At 37.6% G+C, this 3,682-nt stretch carries 8 protein-coding genes; all 8 read right to left on the bottom strand.

The genetic code is table 11. The features are described from left to right. Nucleotides 1-295: 295 nt before the first annotated feature. On the bottom strand, nt 296-796 hold the full coding sequence (locus HMPREF0494_RS09430; protein WP_007124729.1) for a hypothetical protein: 501 nt from the start codon (nt 794-796) through the stop codon (nt 296-298). 182 nt (nt 797-978) lie between these two features. Then, a complete protein-coding gene (locus HMPREF0494_RS09425; protein WP_007124728.1) occupies nt 979-1,314 on the bottom strand; it encodes a type II toxin-antitoxin system PemK/MazF family toxin in 336 nt (111 codons plus the stop codon). A gap of 18 nt (nt 1,315-1,332) precedes the next feature. Beyond that, nucleotides 1,333-1,461 carry a hypothetical protein gene (locus HMPREF0494_RS11745; protein WP_007124727.1) on the bottom strand — a complete coding sequence of 43 codons (129 nt, stop codon included), beginning with the start codon at nt 1,459-1,461 and terminating at the stop codon, nt 1,333-1,335. Nucleotides 1,462-1,470: 9 nt separating this feature from the next. Continuing rightward, nucleotides 1,471-1,812: a hypothetical protein gene (locus tag HMPREF0494_RS09420; protein ID WP_007124726.1), complete on the bottom strand. Its 342-nt coding sequence runs from the start codon at nt 1,810-1,812 to the stop codon at nt 1,471-1,473. A 42-nt stretch (nt 1,813-1,854) separates the two neighbouring features. Further along, nucleotides 1,855-2,151 carry a transcriptional regulator gene (locus tag HMPREF0494_RS09415; protein ID WP_007124725.1) on the bottom strand — a complete coding sequence of 99 codons (297 nt, stop codon included), beginning with the start codon at nt 2,149-2,151 and terminating at the stop codon, nt 1,855-1,857. A 124-nt stretch (nt 2,152-2,275) separates the two neighbouring features. Continuing rightward, nucleotides 2,276-2,569, bottom strand: a complete 294-nt coding sequence (locus HMPREF0494_RS09410; RefSeq protein WP_007124724.1) for a type II toxin-antitoxin system RelE/ParE family toxin — start codon at nt 2,567-2,569, stop codon at nt 2,276-2,278. Continuing rightward, entirely contained in the window at nt 2,559-2,897 is a 339-nt protein-coding gene (locus HMPREF0494_RS09405; protein ID WP_007124723.1) for a hypothetical protein, read from the bottom strand. The genes HMPREF0494_RS09410 and HMPREF0494_RS09405 overlap by 11 nt, the downstream gene beginning before the upstream one ends. A 193-nt stretch (nt 2,898-3,090) precedes the next feature. After that, nucleotides 3,091-3,682: hypothetical protein (locus HMPREF0494_RS09400; RefSeq protein ID WP_007124722.1), on the bottom strand; the 592-nt coding region annotated here is incomplete at its 5' end.

Below are 3,682 nucleotides of genomic sequence, written 5' to 3'. Positions count from 1 at the left end.
CGTTTGTCTCTAATAAACAGAAAAACCGCTCAACATTAATGCTGAACGGTCGCTCAAGTCGCTAAACCATGCTATAATATAGCCGTATGGAAGTTATATTACTTCAACAATTAGGCTGATAGCTTAGCGTAGCGCTCTTGTTCTGGTGTACGGCAATACACCACCAGCCAAGCGCAACAGAGTACACCCTCAAGGGGATCAGCTCCTAGATGTTACTTGGTGCATTGGTGGTAGCCAGTGCACTTTTTTATTTTACCATCGAAATTTTCTTTATAAAACTGTCATTTTACGCGTATTACCACTTAAATTTATATTGAATAGGTGCAAGTGTAAATGTTTCAGAAACGGATTGATTACTACCAGGCCGACTAATGTAAAACTCGCTTGTATCTCCACTTATAGTTCCCCATTCCTGAGCAGTTGGCATATAGATTTCATCCTTCCCATCCCGGTGCCTTATCCGTAGGCCATCATCTTTTACTGAATTTAGATCAGCCTTATGTTTGTAATATCCCTTCTTGCTATCAATAGCCTCGTTGAAAATGTCACGAGAAACAGGCATACTTTTTATTTGCCCATCATTATTAATTTGAACATAACACGTGTAGTATTTCCTACCATTTCCATTAAACAAATACATAGTGGCATGACCATCTCTAGTGCGGGGTGTACGCATTAAATACACCTTGCCAGCTAAATCACCTTGCTTCATCGCATGACTGGTTAAGGGCGTACAGGCTATTGCTAAGGCCAGAGTTGCTGCGACTAGCATCATTTGCAATAATTTCTTCATCATATAATCTCCTCCAAAGACATCATCATTATAAACGACAACGACGAGGCCAATCAGCGTAGCAAATTGCGTTGGTTGGTTCCGTCGTTGTGAAACCAGTTACAAGTTTACCATAATTAATTCTTACATAGGATTAGTTTTTCATGAGCACGAAAAGTAAGTAAATTTCTTCATGCGCTAACCTATTACAATATATTCTCCATTGTCTTCAAACGAATACGACGAAAATCCTCAAAGGTCAGATGATCAATAGGCAGCGACCTTGCTCGATCTGTCGAAAAACTGTAGATCTGTGCTGTATTAACTCGTCCATGAACATTCTTATACCCGTACAAAGGTACATAACAGTTAAAATTAGTGCCCCGAGTAGTAACTGGCAGCACAATTAATGACTGTGTGTGCTTATTGTAGGCATTCGTAGATAATACTACTGCTGGCCGAATACCCCCGATTTCATTTCCCTCCAGGGCACCAAAATCAAAATACAACACATCGCCTTGACAATAATATTCCTTACTCATGATTATTTTCCTCCATAATCAAAAGGAAGCACCGTTAGAATGCTTCCCCTGATATTTCTTTTCTTCAACTACAGCGTTTCGGTGTTCAATAATGACGCCTACGATAATAACAACAAAAGCAATAATATCAATAATTCCAAACCACATATTTTTCTCCTATGCAATGACACTAAATAATTTATCAGTTAGCCCATCGAAGAAAACTCGATCCTCATCGGTTAATTCCAACAACGGTGTACTTCCAAAAGAGGCAAATGAAAGTTGGCCCACAATGTCTTTTGCCATTTCCCACTTAGCACGTTCTTCATTCCAACCATCAACAATATTTTCCAGCCATTCGAGATTAACTTCGTAGCATCGTTTACCGCCACAAGGAGCAATAATTGTGAAATACTTGGCGCCGCTACGATTTTCGATATAACCTTGCTGATTAATTTGATTACAAATTGACCCGAAAACCCTACTAGCGACTTCCATTAATTTAAATTCTGACCACATGATAAATTCCTCCTGGCAAAAATAAATTCTAAATTAAAGAAACTATGAAATTTTCTTCTCGACGGTGCGAATAGCAACTTGCTCGACCCTTTTAGCTCGAAGCCCTAAATACTCACATAATGCAGTAACCGCTGAAGCACTCACAATTTGACTACCGTTATACCATCGGCGAAAAGTCGATAGGGAAACATTATAACCAGACTCAACGATGAAGTTATCGTAAAGATCTTTAACAGATTTATAACCCTCTCGTTCACGGTATACCCCAAGTTTGTAAATAATAGTGTCACTAATTTCTTCCAAAATTTCTCGCTGTCTATTTTTAACCTGCTCAGACATACTTTCGTCTCCTCTACTCTTTTTGATGAATAATTTCTTTTTTCTGATAATTATTATAAAAACGCCGTGAATATCACTTCACGACGCCATCCTGCTAATATTCAATTGTTAAACCTTCGTTTTACTAATTAACTATTCTCTTTAGATCCTCGTAGAATTTCTCATGTGGCCCTGCTAATACTACAATTACTATTTCGTCATTGTCGTTAATGGTATAAGCAATCCTATAATCAACACGATCATACTTAAATCCATAAGCGAAATACGATTTCAGATCACCATGTTTTTCATTTCCTACATACGGATCATTCGCTATCGTGTCATAAATAGCATTAGTAAATTTCTCTTTGAGCTGTCTATTTTTTATTTTTCTCAGATATTTGATTACTCGTTTTGAGGGGTTAATATTATAAGCCAATTTCTTTTTCGAACTCCTCTCTGCTCATAGAGTGAGTTTTTGAAGTTTCTTCCTCGGCTTCACCAATTAATTTATCGATTGCAGCAGGAATATTTGTCTTCATTTCCTTGAATCGATCGATCAGTTCTTGTCCTTCAACGCCCTGACTTACTAAGTCTTTAAGAATATCCTCGTCAAAGTCGAAGAAATCGTCCTCGTTAACAAACTCATAAAAAATTCCTTTATCAGTTAACCTTGGGTGTAATGTTACTCCTTCTCCAACATTGAATGACTTAGGAACAGTTACCATAACTGCATTTCCTTGTTTTCTTGTCTTTGTAATATCCATGTTATCACCTCGACATGATTTTCTCATACTCACAAAATAATTACAAGTAATTACTTTGTGCTTAAAAGTTTTGTCCTAATTCTCCCCACGTCAACTCATCATCGTACATATCAATTGTTGTTTCTATTTATCGCTGAACTCAATTCCAATGAAGTCTTAAAACTTCTACCAAAATTTCTTTCACGAAATACAATTACTTATGTAATAAGTCATATTTTCCGGCTTCACGACCATTACGATTAGTGAGTGTCCAATGATATTTACTGTAACGCTTATATAATACATCTTTCTTAAACCCTGCAAATGGAGTTCGCTTTAATTTAATAGTGATTATTGGTGCGCCTTTGTCGTTATGCTCTATACGATTAATAATTTTTTGCATTATCTTATTCGGTGTTTTAATATCACTAAACCACCAAACACTTCCCTCAAAATCATTTCCTAGCCCGCCGTCACCATACGCCAACAATATTTGCCGGGCGACTCCTGGCTTCGAGCATACATAAATCATCCGTCCACCGTAAACGGGCCTTTCCTCCAAACTATCAATTTGCCATGGCTCGCTTGGCCGACTAGGAACAGACAATTTCTTGACCCGATACACCTTGAGCATATCAACATATAATTTGATAGTATTCTGACCCGAGTTTTCTCTGTACTCCCTATATACTTCACGTTCCCGCTGAATGAGATAAAATTCTCCATCTTGTTGAAATAATCGTGGTTCAATTTCTTTGACCCGATGGAGCATTTCCGCGTTTTGAGGAATAAAAATAGCCCTCGGA

This window comes from Limosilactobacillus antri DSM 16041, from assembly GCF_000160835.1.
GTDB lineage: Bacteria > Bacillota > Bacilli > Lactobacillales > Lactobacillaceae > Limosilactobacillus > Limosilactobacillus antri.
Note: the sequence above shows the minus strand (reverse complement) of the source record. Positions and strands in the feature narration are given on the sequence as shown.

What these genes read in the sequence shown, in the direction of transcription:
- HMPREF0494_RS09405 (WP_007124723.1), bottom strand. Translation starts at nt 2,897, where the DNA reads ATGGATATTACAAAGACAAGAAAACAAGGAAATGCAGTTATGGTAACT.
- HMPREF0494_RS09420 (WP_007124726.1), bottom strand. Translation starts at nt 1,812, where the DNA reads ATGTGGTCAGAATTTAAATTAATGGAAGTCGCTAGTAGGGTTTTCGGG.
- HMPREF0494_RS11745 (WP_007124727.1), bottom strand. Translation starts at nt 1,461, where the DNA reads ATGTGGTTTGGAATTATTGATATTATTGCTTTTGTTGTTATTATCGTA.
- HMPREF0494_RS09430 (WP_007124729.1), bottom strand. Translation starts at nt 796, where the DNA reads ATGATGAAGAAATTATTGCAAATGATGCTAGTCGCAGCAACTCTGGCC.
- HMPREF0494_RS09425 (WP_007124728.1), bottom strand. Translation starts at nt 1,314, where the DNA reads ATGAGTAAGGAATATTATTGTCAAGGCGATGTGTTGTATTTTGATTTT.
- HMPREF0494_RS09415 (WP_007124725.1), bottom strand. Translation starts at nt 2,151, where the DNA reads ATGTCTGAGCAGGTTAAAAATAGACAGCGAGAAATTTTGGAAGAAATT.